This is a genomic window from Pseudomonas sp. AC463, from assembly GCF_979253585.1.
Genome location: NZ_CEEDDZ010000266.1, coordinates 1 through 350, shown reverse-complemented (window position 1 = coordinate 350; position 350 = coordinate 1). Strand labels below are relative to the sequence as shown.

The 350-nt window shown below is 62.9% G+C and carries 1 protein-coding gene; it reads left to right on the top strand.

Going from position 1 to position 350, the window contains the following annotated elements:
• Nucleotides 1-47: 47 nt before the first annotated feature.
• On the top strand, nt 48-350 hold a 303-nt coding region (locus AC0IYH_RS30080; protein ID WP_471837761.1), incomplete at its 3' end, for a GntR family transcriptional regulator.

Here is a 350-nt window from a genome sequence, read left to right as displayed (position 1 = left end):
ACCAGTAGAGCGTTGCGCCGATGGTCGGAACACGCAATGTTGGCATCATGGCCCAATCCGACAAACTCTATCGCCGCATCACCGACGGCATCCTGCAACGCCTTGCGGCTGGGGAATTCGAGATTGGCCGCCGTCTGCCGACCGAGCGCGAGATTGCTGAGCACTACGCTGTCAGCCGCACGACCGTTCGCGAAGCGATGGTGGCGCTCGAAATGATGGGCGTCGTCGAGATGCGGAAGGGGTCCGGCATCTATGTTGCCGCGCTACGCCTTCCCGGCCAGGAGGCCGAGACGCTCGACATCGGTGCATTCGAACTCCTCGAAGCCCGACGCAGCATCGAGGCGGAAGTG